At 62.5% G+C, this 25,874-nt stretch carries 26 protein-coding genes and 1 pseudogene; 6 read left to right on the forward strand and 21 right to left on the reverse strand.

The window, feature by feature from the left end; all coding sequences use genetic code 11:
* Position 1: 1 nt before the first annotated feature.
* From FJ986_RS05090 to coxB, 3 genes are read right to left on the reverse strand one after another with little or no spacing between them, the layout of a single operon-like run.
* Positions 2–604, reverse strand: a complete 603-nt coding sequence (locus tag FJ986_RS05090) for a cytochrome c oxidase subunit 3 (RefSeq protein WP_140497367.1) — start codon at positions 602–604, stop codon at positions 2–4.
* Entirely contained in the window at positions 601–2,544 is a 1,944-nt protein-coding gene (gene ctaD, locus FJ986_RS05095; RefSeq protein WP_140555688.1) for a cytochrome c oxidase subunit I, read from the reverse strand. The genes FJ986_RS05090 and ctaD overlap by 4 nt, the downstream gene beginning before the upstream one ends.
* Entirely contained in the window at positions 2,541–3,755 is a 1,215-nt protein-coding gene (coxB, locus tag FJ986_RS05100) for a cytochrome c oxidase subunit II (protein ID WP_246675862.1), read from the reverse strand. Before coxB ends, ctaD begins: the two co-directional genes overlap by 4 nt.
* Positions 3,756–3,883: 128 nt before the next feature.
* Here coxB and FJ986_RS05105 point away from each other — a divergent pair, with 128 nt between their 5' ends.
* The 4 genes from FJ986_RS05105 to FJ986_RS05120 all read left to right on the forward strand — a co-directional run bounded on the left by FJ986_RS05105 (position 3,884) and on the right by FJ986_RS05120 (position 6,471).
* Entirely contained in the window at positions 3,884–4,195 is a 312-nt protein-coding gene (locus FJ986_RS05105; RefSeq protein WP_140673581.1) for a hypothetical protein, read from the forward strand.
* Positions 4,196–4,360: 165 nt separating this feature from the next.
* Complete coding sequence (locus FJ986_RS30405; protein WP_181167659.1) at positions 4,361–4,564, forward strand: hypothetical protein; 204 nt, start codon at positions 4,361–4,363, stop codon at positions 4,562–4,564.
* Positions 4,565–4,601: 37 nt separating this feature from the next.
* Complete coding sequence (locus FJ986_RS05115; protein ID WP_140650311.1) at positions 4,602–5,897, forward strand: Nramp family divalent metal transporter; 1,296 nt, start codon at positions 4,602–4,604, stop codon at positions 5,895–5,897.
* Positions 5,898–5,982: 85 nt separating this feature from the next.
* Positions 5,983–6,471 carry a hypothetical protein gene (locus tag FJ986_RS05120; protein WP_140497376.1) on the forward strand — a complete coding sequence of 163 codons (489 nt, stop codon included), beginning with the start codon at positions 5,983–5,985 and terminating at the stop codon, positions 6,469–6,471.
* A 69-nt stretch (positions 6,472–6,540) separates the two neighbouring features.
* Here FJ986_RS05120 and FJ986_RS05125 read toward each other — a convergent pair whose 3' ends face one another.
* Complete coding sequence (locus FJ986_RS05125; RefSeq protein WP_140515195.1) at positions 6,541–8,652, reverse strand: catalase; 2,112 nt, start codon at positions 8,650–8,652, stop codon at positions 6,541–6,543.
* Between the two features lie 293 nt (positions 8,653–8,945).
* Here FJ986_RS05125 and FJ986_RS05130 point away from each other — a divergent pair, with 293 nt between their 5' ends.
* On the forward strand, positions 8,946–9,509 hold the full coding sequence (locus tag FJ986_RS05130; RefSeq protein WP_140498076.1) for a sigma-70 family RNA polymerase sigma factor: 564 nt from the start codon (positions 8,946–8,948) through the stop codon (positions 9,507–9,509).
* Here the strand turns inward: FJ986_RS05130 and FJ986_RS05135 are convergent, their stop codons facing one another.
* From FJ986_RS05135 to FJ986_RS05185, 12 genes and pseudogenes are all read right to left on the reverse strand, one after another.
* A complete protein-coding gene (locus FJ986_RS05135) occupies positions 9,510–9,662 on the reverse strand; it encodes a hypothetical protein (protein ID WP_181165412.1) in 153 nt (50 codons plus the stop codon).
* A 185-nt stretch (positions 9,663–9,847) separates the two neighbouring features.
* Positions 9,848–10,066, reverse strand: coding sequence for a hypothetical protein (locus tag FJ986_RS30715; protein ID WP_224519089.1), 219 nt, complete (start codon positions 10,064–10,066; stop codon positions 9,848–9,850).
* Between the two features lie 213 nt (positions 10,067–10,279).
* Positions 10,280–11,122 (reverse strand): annotated as a pseudogene (locus FJ986_RS30720) (methyltransferase domain-containing protein); the annotation flags it as partial.
* On the reverse strand, positions 11,067–12,047 hold the full coding sequence (locus FJ986_RS05145; RefSeq protein ID WP_140564426.1) for a GNAT family N-acetyltransferase: 981 nt from the start codon (positions 12,045–12,047) through the stop codon (positions 11,067–11,069). The gene FJ986_RS05145 and the pseudogene FJ986_RS30720, both read right to left, overlap by 56 nt.
* Before the next feature lie 8 nt (positions 12,048–12,055).
* Positions 12,056–13,120 carry a glycosyltransferase family 4 protein gene (locus FJ986_RS05150; RefSeq protein ID WP_140673583.1) on the reverse strand — a complete coding sequence of 355 codons (1,065 nt, stop codon included), beginning with the start codon at positions 13,118–13,120 and terminating at the stop codon, positions 12,056–12,058.
* Positions 13,117–13,953: a PIG-L family deacetylase gene (locus FJ986_RS05155; protein WP_140673585.1), complete on the reverse strand. Its 837-nt coding sequence runs from the start codon at positions 13,951–13,953 to the stop codon at positions 13,117–13,119. The genes FJ986_RS05150 and FJ986_RS05155 overlap by 4 nt, the downstream gene beginning before the upstream one ends.
* 7 nt (positions 13,954–13,960) lie before the next feature.
* Entirely contained in the window at positions 13,961–14,887 is a 927-nt protein-coding gene (locus FJ986_RS05160; protein ID WP_140497390.1) for a beta-xylosidase, read from the reverse strand.
* Positions 14,880–15,641 carry a TIGR04290 family methyltransferase gene (locus FJ986_RS05165; RefSeq protein ID WP_140673587.1) on the reverse strand — a complete coding sequence of 254 codons (762 nt, stop codon included), beginning with the start codon at positions 15,639–15,641 and terminating at the stop codon, positions 14,880–14,882. Before FJ986_RS05165 ends, FJ986_RS05160 begins: the two co-directional genes overlap by 8 nt.
* Positions 15,642–15,643: 2 nt before the next feature.
* On the reverse strand, positions 15,644–16,441 hold the full coding sequence (locus FJ986_RS05170; protein ID WP_140497394.1) for a sugar phosphate nucleotidyltransferase: 798 nt from the start codon (positions 16,439–16,441) through the stop codon (positions 15,644–15,646).
* On the reverse strand, positions 16,441–17,541 hold the full coding sequence (locus FJ986_RS05175) for a glycosyltransferase (protein WP_140497396.1): 1,101 nt from the start codon (positions 17,539–17,541) through the stop codon (positions 16,441–16,443). Before FJ986_RS05175 ends, FJ986_RS05170 begins: the two co-directional genes overlap by 1 nt.
* Before the next feature lie 14 nt (positions 17,542–17,555).
* The gene (locus FJ986_RS05180; protein WP_140515201.1) at positions 17,556–18,152 is read right to left on the reverse strand and encodes a histidine phosphatase family protein; all 597 of its coding nucleotides are present in this window, start codon (positions 18,150–18,152) and stop codon (positions 17,556–17,558) included.
* Positions 18,149–19,252, reverse strand: a complete 1,104-nt coding sequence (locus tag FJ986_RS05185) for an inositol-3-phosphate synthase (protein ID WP_140515202.1) — start codon at positions 19,250–19,252, stop codon at positions 18,149–18,151. Before FJ986_RS05185 ends, FJ986_RS05180 begins: the two co-directional genes overlap by 4 nt.
* A 467-nt stretch (positions 19,253–19,719) precedes the next feature.
* Here FJ986_RS05185 and FJ986_RS05190 point away from each other — a divergent pair, with 467 nt between their 5' ends.
* Complete coding sequence (locus FJ986_RS05190; RefSeq protein ID WP_246681770.1) at positions 19,720–21,159, forward strand: hypothetical protein; 1,440 nt, start codon at positions 19,720–19,722, stop codon at positions 21,157–21,159.
* A gap of 3 nt (positions 21,160–21,162) precedes the next feature.
* Here the strand turns inward: FJ986_RS05190 and FJ986_RS05195 are convergent, their stop codons facing one another.
* From FJ986_RS05195 to FJ986_RS05215, 5 genes are all read right to left on the reverse strand, one after another.
* Positions 21,163–21,348 carry a hypothetical protein gene (locus FJ986_RS05195; protein WP_140497402.1) on the reverse strand — a complete coding sequence of 62 codons (186 nt, stop codon included), beginning with the start codon at positions 21,346–21,348 and terminating at the stop codon, positions 21,163–21,165.
* 139 nt (positions 21,349–21,487) lie between these two features.
* Positions 21,488–22,528, reverse strand: coding sequence for a UDP-glucuronic acid decarboxylase family protein (locus FJ986_RS05200; protein ID WP_140497404.1), 1,041 nt, complete (start codon positions 22,526–22,528; stop codon positions 21,488–21,490).
* Positions 22,529–22,551: 23 nt separating this feature from the next.
* A complete protein-coding gene (locus FJ986_RS05205) occupies positions 22,552–23,655 on the reverse strand; it encodes a glycosyltransferase (RefSeq protein WP_140497406.1) in 1,104 nt (367 codons plus the stop codon).
* Positions 23,655–24,746, reverse strand: coding sequence for a glycosyltransferase (locus FJ986_RS05210; RefSeq protein ID WP_140497408.1), 1,092 nt, complete (start codon positions 24,744–24,746; stop codon positions 23,655–23,657). The genes FJ986_RS05205 and FJ986_RS05210 overlap by 1 nt, the downstream gene beginning before the upstream one ends.
* A complete protein-coding gene (locus FJ986_RS05215) occupies positions 24,743–25,873 on the reverse strand; it encodes a glycosyltransferase (protein WP_140673591.1) in 1,131 nt (376 codons plus the stop codon). The genes FJ986_RS05210 and FJ986_RS05215 overlap by 4 nt, the downstream gene beginning before the upstream one ends.
* Position 25,874: the final 1 nt, after the last annotated feature.

A 25,874-nucleotide genomic window follows, 5' to 3' on the forward strand; every position in this document is an offset into this window, starting at 1 on the left:
GTTACATCCTCGGAACCCAGTAGATTACGAGATAGAGCACGACCCATGAGACGACCACGAAGTCCCAGTAGAAGGCATTGTCCGACACGTCGCTGAAGTGGCGTCCGGTGTTGCCTTTCTTGGTGAACATGAGAACCGCGAGCACGATCGTGTCCCCGACATCGGTGAGGAGGTGTGTCGTGTGCAGGCCGAGCAGGAGCCAGACGATCGACCCGTAGGCGTTCTGGTCCCAGGAGATCCGGAGCGCGGGAAATTCCCAGATGCGCACGATCAGGGGAAGAATTCCGGCGATCGACATGACGACGATGCCGATGCGCACCTTCACAAGGTCCTGCCGCCGCGCCCAAAGATCGATCAGACGGTTGGGGACGGCGCTGGCAAGCAGAATGATCAATATTGCCGTGCCCGGCAGGAGATCGGGTGCCGGCGCTCCGATCGGCCAATGCCGCGCCTGCACAGCCAGGTAGAAATAGGTACCGATCGCCAGGGCAAAACCGGTTGCTTCAAGGGCGATGAAGGCCACCGTTCCCCACCAGATCGGGCTTGCCGATCCAAAATCATAGGTGGGCAGGTGGCTGACGTCGACGGTTGGCCGGTGTCTCATTCTTCGTCCTCCGGCTCGCCTTTCGGCCAGAACCAGCAGATAAAGCCGATCGAGACCGGTATCGCGCCCCAGACCACCGCCCATGGCGTGTATATTGAGCCCAGAAACGCGCCACCCACGGCGATGGCCGAGAGCAGCGGCCAGATCGAATTGTCGGCCGATGGCACGCGCAGTTGCGGCACCGCATCGGCGACCGTGCCGGCAAGCACTTCGCGCGCATCGACGCGCAGGCCCTCGACCACCGGGAGTATGTCGGGTTCGGCCCAGAGCGGCTCGCGATGGGTCACCACTGGCAGGCGCGAAAAATCGTAGGAAGCCGGCGGTGACGTCGTTGCCCATTCCAGTGTGCTCGCCCCCCAGGGATTGTCTCCCGCGAGGCGACCGTTGCGAAGGCTGAGCAGCATGTTCAGGACGAGAAGCGCGAAGCCGGCGAACACCACCAGCGACGAGATGCTGATGAACAGGTTCGTGCCGCCCCAGCCGCTCGCCGGCGGATAGGTGTAGACGCGCCGCGGCATGCCTTGCAAGCCAAGGATGTGCATCGGGAAGAAGGTGAGATTGAAGCCGATGAAGACAAGCCAGAAATTCCAGCGGCCGAGCCTCTCGGACAGCATGCGGCCGGTGATCTTGGGAAACCAGTAGTAGACGGCGCCGAGCAGGGGGAAGACGGCGCCTCCGACCAGCACATAGTGGAAATGTGCGACGACGAAATAGGTATCGTGCACCTGCAGGTCGAGCGGCACCGAGGCGACCATGACCCCGGTCAGCCCGCCGATCACGAAGGTGAAGATGAAGCCGAGCACGAAAAGCAGCGGCGTGGCAAAAATCGGCCGGCCGCCCCAGATCGTCGCGATCCAGCAGAAGATCTGGATGCCGCTCGGAATGGCGATCATCATCGAGGAGGCGGTGAAGAAGCTTTCGCCGAGCTGCGGCAGGCCCGTGGCGAACATATGGTGCACCCATAGTCCAAAGGATAGGAAGCCGATCGCAACCAGCGACAGCACGATCCCGAGATAGCCAAAGACCGGACGGCGCACGAAGCTCGGCAGGATAGCCGAGACGAAGCCGGTCGCGGGAATGAAGATGATATAGACCTCCGGGTGGCCGAAGAACCAGAACAGGTGCTGCCAGAGCAGTGCGTCGCCCCCCGCCGCCGGGTCGAAGAACCTGGTGCCGACCAGCCGGTCGAGGATCAGCATGGTGCTCGACACCATCACCGCGGGCATGGCGAACAATATGATGAAAGCCATGACGAGGACTGACCAGACATAGAGCGGGATGCGATCGAGCGACATGCCAGGGGCGCGCTGCTTGAACACAGTCGCGATGATCTCGACGGCGACCGCGAGTGCGGACACTTCGGTGTAGGTCACCATCTGCGCCCAGAAATCGGGGCGCTTGCCGATCCCATATTCAGGTCCGGCGAGCGGCACGTAGGAAAACCAGCCGGCATCCGCGCCGGTGTCGAAAGCGAAGGCGATCCAGATCATCAACCCACCGGAGAGATAGACCCAGTAGCTGAAGGCGTTGAGCCGCGGGAAGGCGACGTTTCGGGTGCCGATCATCAGCGGCACCAGGTAGATGGCGAACGCTTCCATGACCGGTACGGCGAACAGGAACATCATCGTCGTGCCATGCATGGTGAAGAGCTGGTTGTAGAGATCGGGGCCGATATGGCGTGCCTCCGGCGTGGCAAGCTGGAACCGCATGGCAAGTGCCGACAGGCCTGCAAGGGCGAGGAACAGGAAGGCCGTCACCATATAGCGCCGGGCGATCAGCTTGTGGTCGACCGTGACCAGCCAACCATAGAGGCCGTTCGGCGTCCGCCAGGCATGCGCCAGATAGTCGTGCAGTCTTGCCTCGTCGAGCCCGGTGTCGCGGATGCCTTTCAGGGCCGCTTCCTGTTTTCGCCTAGCCGTCTTCCTGGCAACGCCACTCATTCAAGACTTCCAAGATAGGCGACGACCGCACGAAGATCGTCGGCGCTGAGAGCAATGCGCGGCATCTTCGCGCCGGGTTTTATGGATTGCGGATCGGCGATCCACGCGGCGAGCGCGCCGGGTGTCATGGCCAGCGTGTCGGCGGCCAATGCACGCCGGTGTGCGAGATGGGTAAGGTCGGGCCCGACCGCTCCCTTGGCCGGCGTCCCCCTTATCGTGTGGCAGAGCGCGCAACCGGTGGAAAGAAAAGCCCGCTGGCCGCGGCGTTCCTCCTCGCTGGCAGGCGCGATGGCGGCGGCGTCTTGTCTGGACCGCCATGCCTCGAACGCTTCGCGGCTTTCCGCGATGATGGTGACGGCCATGTGAGCATGCTGGTAGCCGCAGAACTCGGCGCACTGGCCGCGATAGATACCAGGCCTGTCGGCAATGAGGGTGATCTCGCTCGGCCGGCCCGGAATGAGGTCCCTTTTACCGGCGAGGCTTGGCACCCAGAAGCTGTGAATGACATCGGTCGAATCGAGTTCCACCTTTACCCGTTCGCCGACGGGAAGATGGATCTCGTTCGCCGTGACAATCATGCGCGACCGATCATCGTTGGGATAGCGTATTTCCCACCACCATTGATGCCCTGTGATGCGGATGGTGAGCGTCTCCTTTCCGCCCAGCGAGGCAATGGATTTGCCGGCGAAGAAGCTCGTTATCGTCAGCGCGGCGAGAACCAGCACGGTCGCCGCGACGGCGCTTCCGACCGCGCGGCTAAACCTGTGCTCCTGATGGCTGTCGATGACCAGCGGCGGGGGTCCTGCTTGTGCCCGGCGCTGATGGAAGAGCGCCATTGCCAGGGCCAGCATGACGAGCAGCCAGGTGATGGTCGCCACCGCGCCAAAAGACCAGATGAGATCGAGAATCGCACGGGCATTCGCACCATGTGCGTGGAGTGCGGATTGCCAGCCGCTGCACCCGCTCAGGACCGGTGCCGAGACCACTGTAGACGCGAGGCCGAGCCATTTCAGGACGCCTGGAAGACGGCTGCCGGACGTGCTTCGAGCTGGACGTGCAAAGGCGGACGCAATGGGCCATTGCCGCCGTTGCCGCAGGCGGATGGACGGGCCCGTGCATCTTGCCATGTGAAATCCCCATGGATGCCAAGGCGATAACGCGAATCGCTGTAAAAGGATGCCTGGCAACGATGGCCGGCTTTTCTCCGCCATGCGATTGGCGCCGGGCCGATGCTTGCGCGCCGGGAGCGCAACCAAATGGCGGATATGTCCGTTTCTCCAGGCAAAGGCGCGGGACGCGCATCGGACGGTTCCACGCCGCGAAAGCTTAGGAACTAGCCATGAGCCACACAGACAAAACGGCCGGCGGAAATCGAAGCGTCGCAGGCAAGGACGATCACAGCCAGGACGCGACGCGCAACGACCGCCGAGGCAGGGAAGAGACGCGGCAGGAACAGGCTGCGGACAGCCATCCGGAAGAGGATCCGGCGGAGGGCTCTCGCCAAACGGTCGAGCACGAGTTGGACAGGCTGGATCGGTCGGGGCGCAGCGCCTCGCAATCCGCGGGCGAGGGCCAGGTGGAACGCGCGCGTGAGGAGCTGCGGAAGCAGGTCAGCGAAGAGACGCAATTACCGGGACGAGGTTCCGCCTGACAGCGGCTGTGGATCGCCCCGCGGTTGGCTTTTTGTTTCGATTCTTCGGTGTCAGACGGCACGCAGGTCGTGTCGGGCCTGCCGCCTTCCGCTTTCCCGGATCCAGAGGGTCGCCATGAGCAGCGCCGCCCCGCCATAGATCAGGCCGGCTAGGGGAAGGTGCGGGTGAAGAGCCTCACCGCACTCTTTTCGACCGTCGGCCCCAGGCATATCCATGTCGATCTTCAAGGCGATGCGGCTCCAGCCGCATCAACGGCCAAGGCGGGCGCTGCGTTTCATTGGCGGTTGGCTTCCACAGGAACAAAAAGCTTGACCGGAGGTTCGAACCTCAATCTCGGCATCGGCACTTGGTCGGAACAATCGACATGATTTTTTCCCGTGTGGCCTCGTTGGACACGCATCTCCCATGAGTGGAGCAGCTGACGATGCCGGCCGAAGCGAGGGAAAGCGAAAAGACGGCGGCATCACACGCGCTCTCGGGCTCGGACTGATCACTGGGGCGGCTGACGACGATTGCTCGGCCATTGGCACCTATGCGAGTGCCGGAGCCCGGTTCGGGCCCGACCTTTTGTGGACGGCTCCTGTCACTCTCCCGATGATGTACATCGTCGTCTATCTCTCGTCCAAACTTGGCCAGGTGTCGGGCCGTGGTCTTTTCAAGGTCATTTCCGATTTCTATCCGCGTTGGCTGCTGTGGTCCGTGCTGGTGGGCGTGCTGATCGGCAACACGATCGAGGCAGCCGCCGACCTTGGCGCGATGTCGGCGGCTGTCGTGCTGTTCGTTCCGCTGCCTTCAAACTCGGTCGTCATCGGTGTCGCGATGATTATTTTTGCCTTGCAGATGTTCGGATCCTACAAGCTAATCCGCAACATATTCCGATGGTTGGCACTGGCCCTGCTCGCCTATGTGGTCTCCGCTGTGCTCGCCAAGCCGGATGTGGTCTCGGTGCTGCGCGGCACCTTGCTGCCGAAAATCGAGTTCAGCCGCGAATATCTGTCCATCATCGTCGCCATCATCGGCACGACGCTGTCCGCCTATCTCTACACCTGGCAGTCCAATCAGGAGGTGGAGGAGGAGATCGCCAAGGGCAGGACGAGCCTCGAAGAGCGCAAGGGAGCCACCGAGGGTGAACTCCGCCGGTCCCGGCGCGATATCCTGATCGGCATGATCTTTTCCAACCTGATCATGTATTTCATCATCCTTTCGACCGGATCGACGCTGTACGAGGCGGGGCATACCCAGATCGAAACGGCAGCGCAGGCGGCCGAAGCGCTGCGGCCGCTTGCGGGCGACGCGGCAGGAATTCTCTTTGCGGCCGGGGTGATCGGCGTCGGCTTCCTGGCGGTGCCGGTCATGACTGCCGGCGCCGCTTTCGATTTCGCGCAGGCCATGGGGTGGAAGAATGGCTTGAACGCCAAGCCCCGGCATGCGCCCAAATTCTACATCGCGACGGGAGTGATCACCCTGGTGGCGGTGGGTCTCAATTTCTTTGGCTTCAACCCGATGAAAGCCTTGGTCTGGTCCGGCATCGTGCAGGGTTTTTCGACGCCACCTCTGCTGCTTCTCATGCTCATCATGACCAACAATCGCAAGATCATGGGCGACAAGGTCAACAGCAGGGCCACCAACATTCTGGGCGGCGTGACGACCATAGCGGTCTTTGCGGCGTCCGCGGGACTGGTGGCGACCTGGTTCATGTAGTTCGCCGGCGCGGAAGGACGTTCAGGCGCAGTGGAACATCCACGGTCAACTCTCGTTGAAATGCGTGTGAGAGAAAGGGCTGTCCATGTCAAAGCTCCAAGCCGCCACTCAAGAGCATTTAGAGCAACTGAGACTCGAGGCTTCGGCTCGTTTCGCCCCGATGATGCTGCATGAGGCATTGTTGCGTCTTTCCCGGGCCTGCGGGGGTGATAGCCTTGCCCGGTTCGAGAAAGCCATGGTCGATCAGATCGAGGCGACCAAGGACGATCGAGCCGATTTCGAGGCAATCAAGGAATTCGCGATCGAACAGCTTTATGCCTGGATCAGGAACGCGAACGAATCGCCGGATAAGAAGCAACCGCTGGAAAAGATAGAGGACCGCAGAACCCCCGGCCGCTCGGAAGAGCCGCAAACGCTGGAGGATCAGCTGCAGGCCGGTCTGGAAGATTCCTTTCCCGCAAGCGACCCGCCAGCGGTGGTGTCCACCTCCATTCCAGGCGGAGCCAAGAAGCTGGTCGGAACCGACGAAGTGCTGAGAAAACAGCGGGAGGCCAAGGAGCAAGACCGCCCCTAGCCCGCACCGACTGGAATCCCGCTGGCCGAACCGCCGCTCACGGACGGGAATCCGTGCCGGTCGATAGCGTCACAGCTTGACGGCCGCTTCCCGGGCCCACAGCCGCAGCTTGCGGCAAGCCTGCACGAATGTGTTGGCGGAGGCTGCGGAGTCCAGCCGCATCAATCCCTCATCGGCATCGGCTGCGACGCCTGCCTTGGCCAGGAGAGGCGCGGCTCCCGGTGTGAAGCCGATGAATTTGCAATGCGCAAAGGCATCCGACACGAAGTCCTTCGCGGCTGCCTCCTTGACCAACAACTCGGCGCCCGGCTCGGACAGGAGCAGTACCACGGCGTCGAACAGGACCGACGGACCGCCGTCGATCATGTGTCTGGCTTCGATGTGGGTGCCGTCTGCGGCCTCGACGCCGCCCACCTTGGGCGCTATCACCTCCATGACCGCGCCTTCCGTTTCGATGGCCGAGCGAAGTTGTTCGAAAAGGGCCGTGTCGGCCCCGTCGCTCAGCAAGACGCCGACCTTGCGGCCTTTGAAACTGTCGGGGCCGTTCTCGATAATGCTGAGAGCCGGAGACGGCGGCAGGTCGTCGCGCGGCGGGACGGCGGCCTCGGCGGGGTCGGGCATGTTTCGAATGCCAAGCTTGTCGGCGACTTGAGTCGCCAGCGTTTCGTCTATGTTCAGCAGATGCGCCACCATGCGTTCGCGGATCGCCGGTGCCTGCACCTTGCTCAATTCGAATGTCAGCGCCATGGCGATATGGCGTTGCTCCGGCGCTGTCTGGCTGTTGAAGAATTGCCGCGCTTGGCTGTAGTGGTCGGCGAAGCTCTCCGCCCGCAGACGCACCTTCTGCCCCTCTTCGGCGTCGGCGAAAGAGCGGAAGCCGCGTTGCGGATCCTCGCGGGGACCCGAGCCCCACGAATTCGGCTCATAGTTGGCGCGGCCGACCGGGTTGTGCATGGCCATGTGCCCGTCCTGCTGAAAATGTGCGAAGGGGCATTTCGGAGCGTTGATCGGAATATGGGTGAAGTTCGGGCTGCCCAGCCGCTTCAACTGGGTGTCGAGATAGGAGAAGTTGCGGCCCTGCAGAAGCGGGTCGTTGGAGAAGTCGATCCCGGGCGGCACGTTCTGGGTCATGAATGCAACCTGCTCGGTCTCGGCGAAGAAATTCTCCGGCATGCGGTCGAGCACCAGCCGCCCGACCGGGATTGGCTCGATGATCTCTTCAGGTATGATCTTCGTGGCGTCCAAGATGTCGAAGTCGAAGCTGTCGGCAAAATCCTGGTCGAACAATTGCACCGTCAGCTCCCATTCCGGGAAGTTTCCTGACTGGATCGCTTCCCACAGGTCGCGGCGGTGGAAGTCGGGATCGGCGCCATTGATCTTGACCGCTTCGTTCCAGATCACCGACTGCATGCCGAGTTTCGGCTTCCAGATGAATTTGACGAATGTGGATTCGTCGTCGGCATTGACGAGGCGGAACGTATGGACGCCAAAGCCTTGCATGAAACGGAAGGAGCGCGGTATCGCTCGATCCGACATGATCCACATGACCATGTGCATCGATTCCGGCATCAGGCTGATGAAATCCCAGAAATTGTCATGTGCGGTCTGGGCCTGCGGGAAAGCCCGGTCTGGCTCCTGCTTGGCAGCATGGATGAGGTCCGGAAATTTGATGGCGTCCTGGATGAAGAACACGGGAATATTGTTGCCGACGAGGTCCCAATTGCCTTCTTTGGTGTAGAGCTTGACGGCAAAGCCGCGCACGTCTCGGGCGAGGTCGAACGAGCCCTTGTTGCCGGCAACCGTCGAGAACCGCACGAAGGCAGGCGTCTTTTCGCCGGCGCGCTGGAAAATGTCGGCACGCGTGTATTTGGCCAGCGATTCATAAGTCTCGAAATAGCCATGAGCGCCGTAACCACGGGCATGCACCACCCTTTCCGGGATGCGTTCGTGATCGAAGTGGAAGATCTTGTCGCGAAAGTGGGAGTCCTCGATCAGAGACGGTCCGCGCTCGCCAATCCGCAATGTGTTCTGGTCGTCGGAGACAGGCGTTCCCAGGGCAGTCGTGAGAACAGGCGTGTCGGCTTCCGCGATCTGGTGCAATTCGCCGCCATTTCCGCGCGCGGCATTCTGATCGTGCATAGGCGCCGATTTGGGAACTGAACGGTGTGCGGATTTGGCCATGATTTTTTCCTCGATTGACGCCCGTGGGCTGACTTGGCTCAAGGCGCCGAACTGCCGGTGCATGGCTTTGTTCCCGCACAACGGCGCGTCGCGCCTATCCTAAGCCAGCGCGAACACGCTGGTGGACGGCGCGCAAGGGGGGCGCGGCCGCAGCAGGATCGTTCGGCCGCATCAGAATTTTCTGGAGAGTTGTCTTCAACGCCCGGAACGATACAAACGTCCATGCATTTAGCTGGGGTCTGCATTCATACTTCTTTCTGGGAGCTGGACCATTGTCAGGCGAAGGCTATCTTTTGGCCGACCAGGAAACCCATGAAGTTTCCATCGTTGACCTGATACCCGCGCTACGGGCTTTCGCGCGCACCTTCTGCCGTATCCCCGACGATGCCGACGATCTGGTGCAGGAAACGTTGACGAAGGGCCTTGCCAACATCGACAAGTTCGAACCCGGCACGCGCATGAAGTCGTGGCTCTTCACGATCATGCGCAACACCTACTACACCCGGGTCAAGGTCGCGGCCAGGGAAGCGCCTGGCCTGCTCGACTGCGCGTCCTCGAGGCCGATTTCGGAAGCCACACAGGAATGGACCGTTCAGAGCAAGGAAGTTCACGGCGCCATCCAGAGGCTCCCTGAACACCAGCGCGAGGTGCTGATGCTGATCGGCGTCCTAGGTGTCAGCTATGAGGAGACGGCCGAGATATGTGGCTGTGCGGTGGGAACGGTCAAAAGCCGGCTCAACCGTGCCCGCGCCGCCGTTCTTGAGTTCCTGGGGGAGAGTTCGCTGCAGACGCTGATGGAAAGACGAAATCATCTGTCGGACGGGCAGATCGATATCGATGCCGACAGCCGAAGATAGTCAGTTCTTTATGTCGCGCCGGCGTTTCGCAAGGAGCGCGTTTTGCAGTTCGATCGCCAGTCTGGTCAAGCGATCAGGAACCTTTTCCTGCTCGATCGCGATCAGCAGAGAGGCAATCTCCTGATCCATCGCCATTCCTGCGCGCGGGTCCATTCTATCATCGCTCGAACGAGACATCGTATTCCCTGGCTGGATGGATGGCAGTCCGTCATCCTATTGTGATGACAAGCAACCGCCATTACAAGGAGATGCCCGGTGCCGAAACCGTTGCCGGCAGCCCTTGCACAGGTTTTTCTTCCACTCTCGATTGCCGAGGTCACAGATCCACTGCGGCGCTTTCAGTCCTTCGGCAATCGATTTGCGGCATGATCCTGATATTGATCGGACTTGATCTGATTGCCGTCCAGGCCGCGTTCCTCGCTGTGCTGCTTCTTGTCCCTGTTGGATAAAACGGCATTCTCTTCGATCTTGTCCTTGGCCAGTTCGGTCATTGCTCCGGCGCCGGCCCCTTTGCCGTGGCTGCCACGGCCGATATGTTTCTTGCTGCCGGATGCCATGCTGTCCTCCTTCGAATTGGCGCCGCTCTTCAGCGTCGCTGTGTTCGACGCCCGAACTGGCATTGGCTGGTAATGTTCCGTCACGCCGGCAAGCAGGAAGGCGTCGCCGTCCCACAGCCGAAACGGCTTTTCGCCATCGACGAGGACCTGCAATCCGTGACGTTGCGCCAGGCGACATATATCGGAGCGGTCCAAAAACAGTGATTCGCGATATGAGTAGTTCAGCAAGGCCAGCCTGCCCGGCCTTTTGAGGACGCGCGCAATTTCGCCGAAATGCCGCTCCGCCACGCCGGCTAGCACCAAATAGGGGAAACTGTCGACCGCCAGAACGCAGTCGAAACTCGCGTCGCCGAACTCCGCCAGATCCAGGCCTGAGGTCCGCCGCAACTCTACATTGCCAAGCGCTGCGCATTGCTCACGGGCGATCGATATCATCCTCGACGATATGTCGATACCGACGACCCGCCCACAGGACGCCGACAGCGCGCGTTCGAAACGCCCGATGCCGCAACCGATGTCCAGAATGCTGCGTCCAGCGCCGGTGAAGTCTTGCGCTGTCAGCCATGCAACGATTTCGTCGGTCGTGGCTGCCAGCCTTTCCTCATCGCCAAGGGAAGCCAACTGGACACTCGCCACCCGGGAAATCGCTGCCGCGGCATCAAAGCCCGAGGCCAGCCGCGTCACGACATCTGCATCCGTCTCGTCGTCGTCGCGTTCGTGACGAACGGCAGAACCCGTTTTCTGCAACGTGGCAAAAACCTCCGATCCGCGGCGAAGCAGCCCGGCTATCTGCTGGAGCCTTTCCCTGTCTCGAGTATCGACCGGATCGATCTCCGCCACGATCTTCGCCAATTCGACTGCCCCGATGCCTGGGTGGAGATGCAGCGCCAGCCTGGCGATGACGGCCTCGGCACTGACAGCGTCCGCCATACAGTCCTCGACCGCCAGCCTGACCGCTATCCGGCGGCGCACGGATGTTGGTTCCATCGAAACCATGGTCTCATTTCCGCGTCCAAGTCCTTCGCATCGTCCACCTGTCGCCAGCGCCCCAGCCATATTTGTACGGCTCCTGGCCGCGCAGGAAGTCGAACTCGCGCGCACCTTCGCGGATCGATTCGGCGATTGCGTGGCCGACCAGGATCGCGCCTGGACTTTCCTCGGCATAGGCAGGATCGAAACCGCCAAGATAGGCATAGGCACGGCCGCGATGGTGAAATCCGTAGTAGACGCCGATTGGCTTGCCGTCGATGGCGAGCACCCAGCGTCGGGTCAGATCTCGAGCGTCGAGCAGGGGAAGCGAGCACCTGTGGAATTGCTCGACGGCGAGGTCGGCCAGCACGCCGCCTCCGTTTCCGGCCCAGCGCGCGCCGTGCAGGCCTATCAGGTGGTCGAGGAACAGTTGAGGATCGCCTCGTACCGGCGACAACTCGACCCGGCCGCGTCTGGATGCGGCGCGGCGCGCCCGGCGCAACTGGCGTCTGCGCCGGGCAGGGACGCAGCCCGCCAGCGTTTCATCGCCGTCGGTGGCAAGCACGGGACAAACGGCGTGGCCGACCAGTCCATCGGCTTTCAATTCGGGATGTTCGATCGCCAGACCGGCACTGCCTTGCGGCAGATCCGGCAGGATCCACTGCGACCACTCGATCGAGAGTATCTTCTCTGCAAGGGCAGTGGCGACCTGGGCCTCGCTGCCGGGCACACACAGCACGTCCAGATAGTCGCTGAGGGAAATGCCGATCGGAAGCAGTTTCGAGCCTTCCGTGCCATGTTCGAGATAGAGCGGCGCCAGGCCCACCAGATCGTTGCCGCGCCAGATGGCGACCGTCGCCAGCTCCCCCGGAGCGAATGTGCGCCACCACGGCAGCAGCCAAGCGGGACATTGAAAGGGCGTCGCCGACGAACTCTGCTCCCACAGGTTCCACCAGTGCGGCGCCAGTGCATGCAATTGCTCTGGATCGCCGATGATCTCGCTGCGCAGCATCTGCTCTTTCACCGCACCGCGGCGAGACGCCTGCGGTCGGCGCCGAGCCGGGCCAGCGCCAGATAGGCGCTCATGTAGAACGAGACCATGCGCTCGAGCGAAAACCGCCGGCGCGCCTCGCTTCGGCACGTCTCGGCATCAAGGCTGGGTGCCGCGACAATTGCTTGCGCCATCTCGTCGACATTGTTGACGATAAAGCCGGTCTTGCCGTGCTCGACCACTTCGGGAAGCGCACCATTTGGAAAGGCGATCACCGGTGTGCCGCAGGCGAGTGCTTCCATCGCGACCAGCGAACTGGTCTCGGCGGCGAGGCTCGGAACGACCAGGCAGCGTGCTGCATTGAGCAAGCGCCGCTTGGCGATGAAGCCGAGCGGACCGAGGAAGCAGCGCCGACGATCGAGGCGAGGTTCGACCTCATCGCGAAAGTACTGGGTATGCGTCTCGTAAGGATAGACCCGCCCGCCGATGACCAGCGGCACATCAGCCTGCCTGGCGGCATCCAATGCCAGGTGTATGCCCTTTTCCGGGCAGATGCGGCTGAGCACGACGGCGAAGTCGCCCCTGGGCCGCGGCTGGTTCAGCGCGTCGATATCGACACCATTCGGGATCGGGGCAACCAAGCTTGCGTCCGGCGGTGCGGTTCTTTGCTGGGCTGACGAGACGGCGTGAAGCCAGAGATCGTCGCGCCCTGGGCGCAGCGCCCCGGCCGGATACCAGTCGAGCGGCAGGTGAAGCGTCACCAGGGTCGGACCGTCGGCAGGCAGGTAGGCGTCGAAGTCGATGCCATGCAGGTGAACCACGTCGATCGGCCATTGGGCGCGGGCAGCGGCGATCGCGGCGCGATGGGACTCCTGTGCCCGGTTTTTTGCTGACTGGTCGAGCACGCCGGCTTCGGCGGGCGTTTCCACCAGAATGCCGCTTGCACTGGAACCCTGGCAGCCGATGACGATGGACCGGTGACCGGCGCGGGTCAGGGCCTGATCGAGCATTGACAGCACCTGCTCGGCGCCGCCAACGGCGTTCGGTCCCACCGGCGCGAGAGGATAGGCAACATTGAGCACTGTGAGCGTCATGGCTGGTCGAGCCGGAGCGCCTCGTGAGCACGGGCGCTTGCATGCAGCCAGGTGCCGGGCTCGAAACCCAGCGGCAGCGATTCATAGTAGAGCCTGCCCTCGTTGGGCAGCTTCAGGAAATCATAGGTCGGCGCCAGCCGGAAACGCTCGGTGCGGGTCGAGAACGGCGCCAGCGTCCGCTGCTGCGTCAGGTGGCTGGCCAGCATGCGCTGCTTTTGCTGAAAGGCCGCTTCGGTCAGGCAGACCTCTATGCAATCACTGCCGGTGCCGCTGGCGAAATCCTGAAATACCGGGCCGTCCGGGCCAGCCGAATAAAAGGCCATTTCGATGATGGTGGGCACGGGCCGGCGGTCACGGCGCAGAAGATGGCAGGCCGCGTGAACGGCGAAAGCGGTCGCGTCGTGGTCGGGATGGCCTCCCTCGAAAGGATGTGTGCAGACGAAGCGGATGTCGGGTTCGCAAACAAGGCAGGCGAGTTCCTGCGCGAGCGCCACGAGATTCGCCGCAGCCTCCTTGTCGGGATAGCCAAGAGCGGTCAGGCCCGATGGCGATATGCCGGCCGCGGCCAAGGCTTCCGTCAGTTCCGCACGGCGGGCATCGGCATAGTCCTGCCATGTCTCGAAACCATGCGCTTGCGCGTCGGCAAGATCGCGTGGTGCTCCGTCCGTGACATGGACGATGCGGCATGACCGCAGTCCGGCAAGATGCCCGCCGATGCCGATTGTCTCGTCGTCCGGATGCGCGACGACGACCATGAGGGCGGAGCCATGAGCTGCGTCACTGCCCGTCAACAGCGCCGCGAATTCGCCCAGGGTTGCCGACGGTTGATGCATGGGAGCCTCACGCTGCCGAGGCTCGCCGCTTCGACGTGGAAGCCACGCCGGGCGCGTAGCGGCGGATCATGGTTGCACAGAATTCGGCGAATTCCTCCGGCACCAGCGGCGGACTGGTGTGGTGAGGCATCATCCCGCGATGCTCTGGCGTGAAGCAGAAGGTGACGGTCACGTCGAAATCGGCGAGCGCTTCCATCTGTCGGTCGAACCAGTTCAATGCATTCGGCCTGAAACTGTCGGCCCAGGAAAGTCCGGTCCGCATATTGGTGACCCCGAGCCGCTTCATCCAGGCGACGGCGTCGTCCAGCCGCGGGTCCTCGAAATGAAACCACTGCACCAGCCCCATCTCGGGCGTATGGCGCAGGAATTCCTCCAGTGCCGGTTTTGGCGTGCCGTCCTGGCGCAGCAGCCCCATATGGAAGTGACGATAGTAGGAGGAGCCTTCCGCTTCGCGATGGCGCGTTGTTGCTTCCCATTCGCGCGGAAGATCATAAAGGCTGTACCACTGGATGCGCGGAGCGTTGCCGAGCAGCAATTCAGCGGTGCGCCTGAGGCCCCAGACCTGGATCTCGTCGGCGCCGAAGGTCGATACGCCAACTTCGCTGACCCAGATCGGGAGATCGGTGACGGCCGCGATCTCACCGATCTTCTGTGGCCATTCCTGGATCTGCCACAGGTTCCAGTCGAGCGGAAAGCCATGCACCGCGACGGCATCGACGTGGTCCAGCAATCTGAGTTCCTTCATGCGCGTGACGAAGCCGGGGTCGATCGGAGAGATGCCGCCGAGCACCTTGGTCAGGGCCGGGTTCTCGGACGCTATCGCATCCGCCGACAACATTGCCATGGCGGCGAAGCGGCTCCAATCGGGGTCGAGCTCGGGATCCCAATGCGATTTGTTGTTGGGCTCGTTCCAGATCATCGCGGCTTCAATCATGGATCTGTCCTTTCGACGGGTAGACGGCGCCGCCGCCGGCCGGATCGCCGGCGGAACGGCAAAAATAAACCTCCTGCTCGGGGTGCAAAAAAATCTCGAAGCCGGCGCTGCGCAACATCGCTTCGGTGCAGGCGCGGTTGGGAATCCACCAATTGGTCGGATCGTCGGCATATCGATGTTCGATGAAATGCAGTTTCGGAAATTCCGGCCGCTCGAACAGGTCGTGCGTCCAGAAATGATAATTCTGCTCAAGCGCAGGCAGATCGGCGCTGCCGCGTTGCATGGACTGGAAGATCATCAGGTCGCCGGCGACATGCCCGCGGATCAGGTCGAGCGCGAGCAGGGGATGGCGCAGGTGGTAAAGAACCCCCATGAACAGCACGATGTCGAATGTCTCGCGCAGGGCGCCGACGTCATAAACCGAAAGCTTCTGGAACTCGATGTCGCAGTCCGCGATCTCGGCGGCAAAGCGCGCCTGTGCCAGATAGGCCTCGTCGAAATCGATGCCGAGGACGCGACCGGCGCCGCGCCGTTTCATTTCGATGGCATAGAAACCGGCATTGCAGCCGATATCGAGCACGGACTTGCCGGACAGGTCGGCTGGAATGGCATAGGCGAACTTGCGCCATTTGACCAGCGGGTAGTTACCGAGAAAATGGTCCGGAGCAGTTTCGACGCCGGCCAGTTCCATGTTGTGGAACCATGGGCCGAGGGCATCGATACGGCGTTGGATTTCAGCATGGGAATGCAGCATGGCTAAGCTCCTTCGCCCGGAACGGCATGCGAATGTGCAGTAGGCGCGATCATCGTGGGCCGGTGCTGTTTGGACGCAGCATCGTCGTCGAGCAGCCGAAGGGCCGCGCGATAACCGTTGAAAGTGCCGACATCGACGTAGGCGGCCCCTGCCTTCACCCCATACGCCTGACCGCCCGCCGTCAGGTAGGCGTTGATCAACGTGCCGATATATTCGTCATAGCAATCCCGCTCGCGCCAGAGTGCCGCGAGCTGGTGCAGGACATGGCCCGGCATCTTGAACGCGCCCCATATCCAGTTCGTCGCCGCGTCCTGCCGCTTGACCTGGATTTCCCGCACCCGGCCCTCCTCGTCGAGAACCACGGCATCGAAGAATTCCGGCCGATCCACCGGGAAGAGCAGGAATGACAGCCGGTCGTCCGGCAGACGGCAGAAGCCGTCTTCGGGAAACCAGATCGTATCGGGAAGCCCGATCAACACCGTCTCGTCCGGTGCGACGAGGGGTGCTGCCCGGAAGATGGCGTCGCAAAGGCCAACAGGGTTGGGTTGTACCACGAACAGAGCGGTCGCCGCTCCGTAGCCCGCGGCATAGTATTCGAGAATGTCGGATTTACCCGATCCGATGATGAAACAGACCTTGTCGACGCCGGCGCGCACCATCCGCCGCACCAGGTACTCGCTTACGGCACATGGGCGCTCTGTCTGTCCATCGATCCGGCTCCCGACCGGCAGCAGCTCTTTCGAGAAGCCGAGCGGTTGAATGCGGCTGCCGCGTCCGGCAGCGGGCACGATGCCCAACATCAGACTGCTTCCTTCATCGGTTCGCCGGCCGACCTCTGCAAGGCTTCGTTCAGGATGCGATCCAGTTCCGCCGCGCGCCGCGTGGATGTGTGTTCGTCCAGAACCCGTTCACGCGCACGGCTTCGAATTGCATCGAGCTCGTGCGATGGCAGTTTGAGCGCCGCGATTACGTCGTCTGTGTCGTACGCCAGCAGGATCTCGCTACCGGGTTCGAAGAAACTGCTGAGGCCCGGCCAGGTGTCGGTGACGATCGGCACGCCGCATGCCGCTGCTTCGAACAGCCGGCCCGAAGGGCACCACCCCTTTTGCGCCATCGCCTCGCGCGTCACATTCAGCGTCAGGCGGGACGACGAAAAGAAGGCTGGATGATCTGCCGGCGGAAGATGCCTGACGAAGAAGATGTTGTCGCTCCACGGGAATTCCTGTGGATATTGTGCACCGCCGATGATGAAGCGGTGGTCAGGCAGGAGTGCGGCCGGACGGACCAGCAGTTTCTCGACGCCGGCCTGGCGATCTGCCGCATAGGTCCCGAGATAGGACAGATCGCCCGCAAATTCCGGCCTAGGTACTGCCGGCCGGTGTTGGTCGGGATCGACGTGGCCATAGAGCGGCACCACGTGGCGTGCACCGAGGACCGACTTGAGTGCATCGATTGCCGAGCCGCCCGTGTAACTCAGGACGAGATCGAAATCGGCAAGGCCCTCGGGCCCGAAATAGGGTGGGCGTTCACCTTGATCGAGGCGCGCCAGAGTGACCGGAGTGTCCAAGTCGTAAAAGACGCGCAGCCCGCGGCATGCCTGCTGCGCCAGGCGCGAAGCGTCCACGGCGTCGGGACAGTAGGAGGTAATGATGACGACGTCGGATTGCTTGATCGTCTGCTCCGCGACCCTCCGGATGTCCTCCCAGTCGGGGTAGAGCACGATATTGCCGCCATCCAGTTGATCGAGGTCCCGCGCACCGGCATAGTAGGGGGTGTTGCGCTCGAAAAAGGTGATGGACCAGCCGTGCCGGGCCAGCGCGCGGATCAGGCCACGCCACAGGGTGGCGTGGCCGTTTCCCCATGAAGACGTGACGGTGAGACCGAAAATGACCATCTGCATCCGGCAAGTCCTCGTCAGGCAAGTTCGTTCAGACGGATGAGCTTTGCTCCCCAGTCTCCGGACACGATCGTCGTGATTGAGGCGGGGTCGATATCGAAGCGAAAACTGTCGCCGACGGGCAGACCAAGCACATGGCAGATGGCTGCCTTGATCACGTCGGCATGGCTGATCAGCGCGACGCATTGATTCTGATGCCGCTCGCGAGCCTGATCCATCAGCGAGACGATACGCTGTTGGACATCCAGCATGGTTTCGCCGCTTGGGGTGCTTGCTTCCTGCCGCCGGCTGTTCCACGCCTGCCAGCCGGCATCGCCGTTCAGCTCCTCGAACGTCTTTCCCGACCAGATGCCGAAGTCGATCTCGTCGAGTTCGGCGCAGATCGCGATTTCGCCGACATTACAGGCAGTCGCGATCGGCTTGGCGGTTTCCTGCGTGCGCTCGCGTGGGCTGCACCAGATAGCGGCAATCGGCTCGCGGGCCATGCGGCGGCCAAGATGCGCCGCCTGAGCCCTGCCGGATTCGCCAAGGCGAACTCCGCCCATCCGTCCGGCCAGATAGGAGCCGACATTGTCGTGTGCCGCGTGCCGGATCAGGAAGAAGGTCGTCGTCATTCCGCGGCATCGAGCATAGGCTCGTCCCTGCCTGTGATGAATGCGAGCGTGCGCTGCCGAGCTTCGGCATCGGTGAACTGCTCAGGCGGAGACTTCATGAAATAGCTGCACGGACCGGTCAGCGCGCCGGCGATGCCGCGGTCAAGCGCCAGCTTGGCGCAGCGCACGGCGTCGATGACCACGCCGGCCGAATTGGGCGAATCCCAGACTTCCAGCTTGAGTTCGGCGTTGAGCGGCACTCCACCGAAGGTCGTGCCTTCAACCCGGATGTAGGCCCATTTGCGATCGGTGAGCCATGGCACATGGTCACTGGGGCCGACATGAATGTTGCCCGGCTCCAGGGGAACATCGAACTGGCTGGTCACGGACTGCGTCTTCGAGATCTTCTTCGATTCCAGCCGCTCGCGTTCCAGCATGTTGAGGAAATCGGTGTTGCCGCCGAAGTTCAACTGATAAGTGCGGTCGATGCGGACGCCGCGCTCGCGGAAGAGATTGGCCAGCAACCGATGCACGATTGTCGCGCCGACCTGGCTCTTGATATCGTCGCCGACCAGCGGCAGCCCGCGTTCCTCGAAACGCAGGCGCCATTCGGGCCGTGACGCGATGAAAACCGGTATGCAGTTGACGAAGGCGCAGCCGGCCTCGAGGGCGCATTCGGCATAAAAGCGCGTCGCTTCCTCCGACCCCACCGGCAGGTACGAGACGAGCACATCGGCACCGCTGTTCCGCAGGATTTCGCTGACATTGGCAACCGGCTCCGGCGCTTCCTCGATTTCCGTGCGCAGATATTTGCCGATGCCGTCCAACGTGGGGCCACGCTCCACGCGAACCCCGGTTGCAACCGCATCGGCAAAACGGAACGTGTTGTTCGGGGCGCTGTAGATCGCTTCGGCCACGTCGCACCCGACCTTGCCCTTGGCGACGTCGAACGCACAGACGACCTCGATGTCATCGACGTGGTACCCGCCGAGATCGGCGTGCATCAGCCCGGGGATCGGCTCGTTGCCTTTTGCGTCTCGGTAATAGGAAAGGCCTTGCACCAGGGAGGATGCGCAATTGCCTACACCGACGATACCGACACGAACTTTCTTCGATCCCACGAAACTGCCGTCCTGTGCTGTCCAAGGTAAGTTCCTGGGCCCGAACCGTCAGCTTGCCGGAATGTTCCTTGGCATGTGGAAAAATTGCGCGCGGCAGGATGGATCAAAGCCGCGCATGCCGCGTTGGCGCACGGCGAGCTTGGAATCGGTGGATGATCGTCTACGGCGACCACAAACGAACGGAAGACGCGCGACAGCTTCGCGAGGCTGCAAGCGAAATGGCTGAAAGCCTCGATTGCAGGCCCTGCGGCATTCAACGCCACGCTGCGCTGGTAGGGTTGTTCGTCAAGGTCTCGGAACTGGTCCAGGCACTGGCCGACGTCGAGTTCGAGGCCCGCGGCGGGGACACCCCTTCGCCGAGGCAGCGGCAAGGTGCCAAGCTGCTGGTCGGCCTTGCGGCGGAAGTGGCGAGGTCCTGGCGAAGCGGCTTCACAGTGACCGGCGCCGTCGATCCCATGCTGAGGCATATGCTGGCCGCGCTCGACTGCCGGGGAAAGGTTCTTACCGGCACGGCCGAGGGATACGCGCATTATGCGCTCTATCCTGAAAGCTATCTCGGCGCGGCGCGGGCATCAGGCCTCGACGCGAATACATGCGTCATCGGCATCCGCAGCATTGGCCTCGGGCTTGCCGCCCTGGTCGCCGCGGCGATCGACGCGCCGGTACCCATCAGCGTGCGCCCGATCGGCCATCCTTTCCGCAGGTATGTCAACGCCGACCCGGAATTGATCAGCGCCTGGAGGGACAAGCCCTCGGCTTGCTTCGCTGTCGTCGACGAGGGCCCCGGCCTGTCGGGCAGTTCGATGCATGCCGTCGTCGCATGGCTGCGGCGGCTGGGCATCGATAGGGATCGCATTCACCTGTTCCCCAGCCATTCCGGCGGCCCAGGTGCCGAAGCCTCTAAGGAGGTTCGTGAGACATGGTCGGGTTGCCGCAAACATGTGGCGCGGGCCTTCGAACGCACCTTCCCGGGCGGCGCGCAAATGCCGACGCTACGCGATTGGGTGGCGGAGGCTGCCGGCAGCCCGCAATTGGCCCTGACCGAAATATCCGCTGGAGAGTGGCGAAACCTCCACTACGCCGAGGAGAGGCTCTGGCCGCCGAGTCAACGCGGCATCGAGCGGCGAAAATTCCTGGCGTCCGCGGGACGCGATCGGTGGCTCGTCAAATTTGCCGGCCTCGGTCAAACCGGGCAGCGCAAGATGCAAACCGCGGAGATGCTGCACGAAGCCGGCTTCGGACCGCAGATCGTCGGGCTTTGTCACGGTTTTCTGGTTGAACGGTGGGTCGAGGGAAAGACAATGGATCAGGTAAACCTGTCCAGAGACAGGCTTGTCGCGGAGCTCGCACACTATCTCGCTTGGCGTGCGGCCAATCTCAGAACTCCGGAACTGGGTGCTGGATTGCCGGAACTCGCTGAGATGGCCGTCCACAATGGCGCCGAAGCCCTGGGTGAGCGGCGCGCGGCGGAGCTGCGGAACTGGTTCTCGAAGCGTGCCCCTGCGCAAGCGCTGCCACGGGTCGAGATCGACGGAAGGCTTCACCCGTGGGAGTTTCTCGTTTGTGCCGACGGGACGTTGATCAAGACGGATGCCGTCGATCACTGCCGGGGACATGATTTGATCGGCTGCCAGCCCATAGAGTGGGATATTGCCGGCGCTCGCGTCGAATATGGATTTTCCGACAGCGAGCTAGCGACGTTGGTCCACCGCATGGAAGCCGGGGAGCGGCTCAATATCGATACCGGCCTCATTGACTGTCTCGAACCTTGCTACCTGGCGTTTCAACTGGGACTCTGGGACGTTGCTGCCCGATCCGAGCATGGCCCGGAGAAGCCAAGGCTGGTAGCTGCGGCAACGCGGTACAAGAAAGGGCTGCTACGCTTCCTGGAGAGGTCCGGGCCGTGACGATCAGTCCAGTCTCCGCAGCATGTCCGCTTCGCGTTCGAGAATGGTGGCCACTTCCTCGCGCTGCAGATGCGTCATCATTAGGCTGACGCAGCACTCGAGATAGGTGATGGAGGCCCGTCGCAGAAAGGCAGCCGTCTCTCTTTCCGCAATCTGCTCGATATCCTTTGCGGATCGTTTGGGTTGCACAGGTCCGTTCTCCATAGCGGGATCTCATCGTCAAACCCCGAGCTTGCCAGGATGTTCCGCGCAATCCGCAAAAGTGCGGCAGGAGGCATGACCGTGCTTGAGCGGTCATACCGGAACACGTGGCTGCGGCGGCCTGGCCTCAGGCCGGAAGGTTCTGCAACCTGCCCGATCTTGCGTTTGTCGCAATAGCTGTCATCCGGCCGTCGATCCCGCTGGTTTCGAGATTGGAGAAGTATCCGATCGTCTGCATCAGCCCTTGCCTGAGCGGCACTTTCGGCGTCCAGCCGAGCAGCGCCTTCGCACGCGAGATGTCGGGCTGCCTCCGGCGGGGATCGTCTTGCGGCAAGGGCAGGAATTTCAGATCCGATTTGGTTCCGGTCATGTCTCTCACCATGGATGCCAGTCGCATGATGGTGAATTCTCCGGGATTGCCCAGGTTGACAGGTTTTCCGGGATTGGGGTCGAGATCCATCAGGCGCATCATACCTTCGATCAGATCGGAGACGTAGCAGAAGGACCTTGTCTGCAACCCATCACCGAATATCGTCATCGAGCGCTTCTCAAGCGCCTGCATGATCAGGTTCGAGACGATGCGGCCGTCGGCGGGGTCCATCCTGGGACCGTAGGTATTGAAGATGCGAGCCACGCGAATATCGGCTTTTGCTGCTCTCAGATAATCGAAGCAAAGCGTTTCGGCGGTGCGCTTGCCTTCGTCGTAGCAGGCGCGCGGGCCGGTGAAGTTCACATGGCCAACATAGTCTTCCCGTTGCGGATGTTGTTCCGGGTCGCCATAAACTTCACTTGTCGACGCCTGCAGGAATCGCGCATTGTTGCGGGCGGCGAGTTCGAGCAGGTTGAGCGTTCCGATGACGCAGGTGCGTGTCGTGTGTATCGGATCGGCCTGGTAGCGCGGCGGCGAAGCAGCGCATGCCAGGTTGAAAACGCGATCGACCGGCTCGCCGAGGTTCAGCGGCCGGCAGATATCCTGCTCGATCAGCCGGAAGCGCGGCTGGTCCATGATCGAGACGATGTTGTCCATGCGGCCGGTAAGGAAATTGTCGACGCAGATCACACGCCAGCCGTTGCGGAACAACGTTTCGCAAAGATGCGAGCCGAGGAAACCCGCGCCGCCGGCGACAAGCACTGTCTTCGCCCTTCGCGCTTTTCTTGTTTGCCGCATCGCTGTTTTCTCCTGTCTTTCAGTCATGCTGCGGTTCCGATATCGAGATCGATCATCGCCGCTCTCGGTCGTGTCAGCAGCGACACGAATTCGCGGGCCCTGGCCGCACCGGTATGTGCTGCCAGGACGAGTTCGCGCGCCCGGCCGGCCATGGCGAGCCGGGCGCGCTCGGATTCCCTGAGCAGGATATCGACGATGTCATCCGCCTTGTCGGCCGTGCGGATCGCCGAAGCAGGAAAGAAGCTGTCGAGACCCGGCCAGCGATCGCTGATAATCGGCGTGCCGCAAGCGGCAGCCTCGAAAAGCCGTACGCTGGGCGACCATCCGGCGGCGATCATCGATCTGCGCGTGACGTTCAGCGTGTAGCGCTGGCGGCTATAGAATGCGGCATGGTCGGCCGGCGGCAAATGTTCGATTCGTTCGACATTCTCAGGCCAGACGATGTCGGACGGATATTGCGAGCCGGCGACGACGAAACGGCGCTCCGGCATGCGCCGTGCGGGCTCGAGCAACAGCGCGTTGAGCGTTGCCTGCCGGTCGGTGCTGTAGGTGCCGAGATAACCGAGGTCCCAGCCGACTGGGTCGGCGGTTCGGTGATGCCGTTGCGGATCGACCGAACAGTAGAGCGGTTCGGCACGGCGCGCACCGAAATCCTGCGCCAGTCGGCCAAGCGTCGGCCCGCCGGTGAAGGAGAAATAGACATCGAAATACGGAATCTGCCGCCGACTAAGATAGTCGCATTCATCCGTCGAAAGCTTTGCCAGGGTCACCGGCGTGTCGATGTCATAAAAGCAGAGCGCCCCTTTGCAGAGCGCCACGGCAATGTCGATGACCGCGCGCCCCTCCGGAACGAAGGACCCGACGACCACGACATCGGCCTGTTGCAAGCATCGTGCCCAGTCCTGTTGCAACTCCTGCGTCGTTTCGTAGTAGCGCAGAGTGCAGAAATCGGGATCGCGCAAGTCGCGGTGATTGGCATACCACGGCACGTTGCGCTCCAGGAAGGTCACGCGGTGACCGAGTTCATGCAGGCCTTTCAGCAGGCCTCGAAATGTCGTGGCGTGGCCGTTTCCCCAGGACGAGGAGAGGGACAGGCCGAGAAAGACGATGTTGAGCCGCTTGGTCATTACGCCGCCTCCACGGTCCCGCGCTCGAAGTGCCGCCTCAAGACCGTATCGGTCACGGCCGCTCTCATGGCGTAGGTATGTTCACCGCGGACGCGGCGCAGCGCGGACGCGCCGATCGCCTTTGCCCGATTGGGGGTCAAGGTGCGCATGATTTCGGCGACATCGCCGCCGTCGCGTGCGACCAGGATCTCCTCGCCGGGTTTCAGGAACAGTTCGACGCCCAGCCACGCATCCGTGATGAGGCAGGCACCGGCGCCCGCCGCCTCGAAAACGCGGGTGGCGGGCGAAAAGCCGTTTGCGGCCATGCTGTCGCGGCTGATGTTCAACACGGCCTTCGGGGTGACGTTGAAGGCGTTGTGGTCACGGGTGCCGACGTGGCCGAGCCAACCGACATTGGCGGGAAGCGGCTTGTCGCCCCAGCCCGATCCGCCAAGCAGGAAACGCTGCTCCTGCAAACGGCTGGCCGGATCGAGAAAAAACGCCTCGACGCGCGCCTCACGGTCCGGCAGCCGGTTTCCGAGGAAAGCGAGGTCGCAAGCAAAACGCGCCTGACTGGCGACTGGATAATGCGTTTCAGGATCGAGCGCATTGTAGATCGGCACGCATTCCTTCGCTCCCATGGCGCGATAGGCCCAGACCACGGGGTCGCCGCCGCCATAGGTCAACACAAGATCGATTTGCCGCAGCGCGGCATGCAGCGGATGGTCCGGTTCATCGCGCAATTGGCCGAGCGTCGCTGGAGCATCCACGTCCCAGAACACGACGAGCGCGTCAGGACGCGCGTGATCGAGCACGGCGCGCAGCAGCGCCTCATCCTCGAAACCGACGCCGCTCGCCTTGACGACGATATCCGCCTCGGCGGCGCACGCCGCCACCTGCATCAGCGCGTGCTGGGTCGCCTCGTACACGACGACGGCGCACCAATCCGGCGCCTCGATGTCGCGGTTGTTCCGGCGGTCATAGACGTCAGGTTCATAGAAGGTGATTTCGTAGCCGAGTTGGGAAAGCGCCTTGAGCAACCCACGGTAATAGGTAGCGGCGCCGTTCCAGTAGGACGACAACAGGCTCGATCCATAAAAAGCGATCTTCATTCAGCAGCTTCCTTTGCGGCGGTCGGATTGGTGATGTGTTGAGGTCCGCATTCGGCGAGCACGCCGAACAACTCGTCCACGCGGTGCCGGCATGTGTGCCGCAGGCGGATGGTCTCGAGACCAGACGCCGCCAGGGAGGCAGCGAAATCCGCGTCGCCGAGTACGGCCCGGAGGTGTCGCCGCATCTGGGAGCCATTGTCCGCGAACAGGAAATCGACGCCTGGCCTGAACAGTTGCTCGGTGTCGGACCACGGGGCCGAAATCAGCGGAATGCCGCAGGCGAGCGCCTCGAACACGCGGATGGTCGGAATGCCGGGCAGGCCTTCCCGATAGGGGCGGCGCGGAACATGCACCGTGACACGATGCGCTGCGAACGCCTTCGGCACGTCGGCATTGGCGATCCAGCCTTCATGGCGCAGGCCGGCGGCTGCGAGATCGGCGAGCGCCTGCCTGGGGTAGCGCACGCCATGAACGGTGGCATCGAGGCCGAGTTCGTGCACCGGCTCGATCAGAAATTCCTTGAGCTCCGCGGTACGCTCGTCGTCGCCCCAGTTTCCAATCCAGATCAGATCGGAGGTCGGGCGGATCTCAGGATGCGGTCTGAACAGGCGGTCGTCAGCCGCCTCGTGCCAGGTGAAGACGCGTTTGCCCCACCCGGCGCGCAGGTAGCTCTCGCGCAACGCTTCGCCAAAGGCGAGAACGCCGTCGTAATGCTCCAGCTGGAGCGCCGAGATCGCCTCGGTCGCCGACACGGCGCGGTGGTGGGTGTCGTGAAACAGGAGGATGAAATTGCCGCCGCTGGCCCTGGCGCGACCAATGCGCGCGACGAGGTCCGGCTCGGTCCATTCATGGACGACCACCACGTCCGCATCGGCGATCCAGGCCTCGTGGTCAAAGCCGGCATCGTAGGTCACCGGCATCAGCTCGGGGAAATCATTCCTGAAGCGCTCGATGGCGAAGGAGCCCTTCTCGGCCAGCAGATTCGAGCGGCTCCAGCCGTCCGCCGGCTCCAGCGCGATCGCCTGATGCTGGCGCGCGACCAGCTCCCGCATGACGCCGCGCAGGAAATGTGCGTTGCCGTGGTTCCAGTCGGAAACGACCGAATGGGTATAAAACAGAAAGCGCATG

This window comes from Mesorhizobium sp. B1-1-1 (assembly GCF_006442955.1).
GTDB lineage: Bacteria > Pseudomonadota > Alphaproteobacteria > Rhizobiales > Rhizobiaceae > Mesorhizobium.

What these genes read in the sequence shown, in the direction of transcription:
- FJ986_RS05090 (WP_140497367.1), bottom strand. Translation starts at nt 604, where the DNA reads ATGAGACACCGGCCAACCGTCGACGTCAGCCACCTGCCCACCTATGAT.
- ctaD (WP_140555688.1), bottom strand. Translation starts at nt 2,544, where the DNA reads ATGAGTGGCGTTGCCAGGAAGACGGCTAGGCGAAAACAGGAAGCGGCC.
- coxB (WP_246675862.1), bottom strand. Translation starts at nt 3,755, where the DNA reads ATGGCGGAGAAAAGCCGGCCATCGTTGCCAGGCATCCTTTTACAGCGA.
- FJ986_RS05105 (WP_140673581.1), top strand. Translation starts at nt 3,884, where the DNA reads ATGAGCCACACAGACAAAACGGCCGGCGGAAATCGAAGCGTCGCAGGC.
- FJ986_RS05115 (WP_140650311.1), top strand. Translation starts at nt 4,602, where the DNA reads ATGAGTGGAGCAGCTGACGATGCCGGCCGAAGCGAGGGAAAGCGAAAA.
- FJ986_RS05120 (WP_140497376.1), top strand. Translation starts at nt 5,983, where the DNA reads ATGTCAAAGCTCCAAGCCGCCACTCAAGAGCATTTAGAGCAACTGAGA.
- FJ986_RS05125 (WP_140515195.1), bottom strand. Translation starts at nt 8,652, where the DNA reads ATGGCCAAATCCGCACACCGTTCAGTTCCCAAATCGGCGCCTATGCAC.
- FJ986_RS05135 (WP_181165412.1), bottom strand. Translation starts at nt 9,662, where the DNA reads ATGGACCCGCGCGCAGGAATGGCGATGGATCAGGAGATTGCCTCTCTG.
- FJ986_RS30715 (WP_224519089.1), bottom strand. Translation starts at nt 10,066, where the DNA reads ATGGCATCCGGCAGCAAGAAACATATCGGCCGTGGCAGCCACGGCAAA.
- FJ986_RS05145 (WP_140564426.1), bottom strand. Translation starts at nt 12,047, where the DNA reads ATGCTGCGCAGCGAGATCATCGGCGATCCAGAGCAATTGCATGCACTG.
- FJ986_RS05150 (WP_140673583.1), bottom strand. Translation starts at nt 13,120, where the DNA reads ATGACGCTCACAGTGCTCAATGTTGCCTATCCTCTCGCGCCGGTGGGA.
- FJ986_RS05155 (WP_140673585.1), bottom strand. Translation starts at nt 13,953, where the DNA reads ATGCATCAACCGTCGGCAACCCTGGGCGAATTCGCGGCGCTGTTGACG.
- FJ986_RS05160 (WP_140497390.1), bottom strand. Translation starts at nt 14,887, where the DNA reads ATGATTGAAGCCGCGATGATCTGGAACGAGCCCAACAACAAATCGCAT.
- FJ986_RS05165 (WP_140673587.1), bottom strand. Translation starts at nt 15,641, where the DNA reads ATGCTGCATTCCCATGCTGAAATCCAACGCCGTATCGATGCCCTCGGC.
- FJ986_RS05170 (WP_140497394.1), bottom strand. Translation starts at nt 16,441, where the DNA reads ATGTTGGGCATCGTGCCCGCTGCCGGACGCGGCAGCCGCATTCAACCG.
- FJ986_RS05175 (WP_140497396.1), bottom strand. Translation starts at nt 17,541, where the DNA reads ATGCAGATGGTCATTTTCGGTCTCACCGTCACGTCTTCATGGGGAAAC.
- FJ986_RS05180 (WP_140515201.1), bottom strand. Translation starts at nt 18,152, where the DNA reads ATGACGACGACCTTCTTCCTGATCCGGCACGCGGCACACGACAATGTC.
- FJ986_RS05190 (WP_246681770.1), top strand. Translation starts at nt 19,720, where the DNA reads ATGCTGGCCGCGCTCGACTGCCGGGGAAAGGTTCTTACCGGCACGGCC.
- FJ986_RS05200 (WP_140497404.1), bottom strand. Translation starts at nt 22,528, where the DNA reads ATGCGGCAAACAAGAAAAGCGCGAAGGGCGAAGACAGTGCTTGTCGCC.
- FJ986_RS05205 (WP_140497406.1), bottom strand. Translation starts at nt 23,655, where the DNA reads ATGACCAAGCGGCTCAACATCGTCTTTCTCGGCCTGTCCCTCTCCTCG.
- FJ986_RS05210 (WP_140497408.1), bottom strand. Translation starts at nt 24,746, where the DNA reads ATGAAGATCGCTTTTTATGGATCGAGCCTGTTGTCGTCCTACTGGAAC.
- FJ986_RS05215 (WP_140673591.1), bottom strand. Translation starts at nt 25,873, where the DNA reads ATGCGCTTTCTGTTTTATACCCATTCGGTCGTTTCCGACTGGAACCAC.